The organism is Brachyspira sp. SAP_772, assembly GCF_009755885.1.
GTDB lineage: Bacteria > Spirochaetota > Brachyspiria > Brachyspirales > Brachyspiraceae > Brachyspira.
In genome coordinates this window covers 1-569 of the sequence record NZ_VYIX01000321.1, presented here as the reverse complement: position 1 = coordinate 569, position 569 = coordinate 1, and the positions used below count along the sequence as shown (strand labels likewise).

The 569-nt window shown below is 25.0% G+C and carries 1 protein-coding gene; it reads right to left on the bottom strand.

Annotated elements, in window-relative coordinates; genetic code table 11:
- Positions 1–449 (bottom strand): PTS sugar transporter subunit IIA (locus GQX97_RS14275; protein WP_157152363.1); only part of this gene is annotated, 449 nt, incomplete at its 3' end.
- Positions 450–569: the final 120 nt, after the last annotated feature.

The following is a 569-nucleotide window of genomic DNA, read 5'->3' as shown; positions in this document are numbered from 1 at the left end:
AATTTATTTTTAAACTCTTCTTGAGTTTTTGATTCTAATAATAATACAGTATACATGCTTAATTTTGATATCTTTGTCATAAGTGATAATAATTGCAAATACTTATCGCTTTTATCTATAGGAGTTAAAAACATAGTAAGCAGATGAACAGGTTTTTGATCTAAGGCATAATAGTTAATACCTGGCTTTGATATTGCAAATATTAATTCATTTTCCTGAACTTCTTTAGTTCTTAAATGCGGAAAAGCTACGCCATAACCTAAACCGCTTGATATAATATTTTCTTTTTTAAACATACACTCTATAGTTTTAGAAATATTTATTCTAAGTCCATTAGATTCTGCATATATCAGCATTTCACTTATAGCTTCTTGTTTATTATTTGCTTTTAAGTCGAGTATGATATACGATTTTTTAATATCATCTAATATTTCATTCAAACTCATCATAAGAGTAAGTCCTTTTTTAAATATCTGTATTAAAATTTTCTTTTATATATTGCTCTAATGTATATTGTTTTTGAATAAGCTCTAATGTTATATTAAGCGGATATATAGTGCTATGATTTT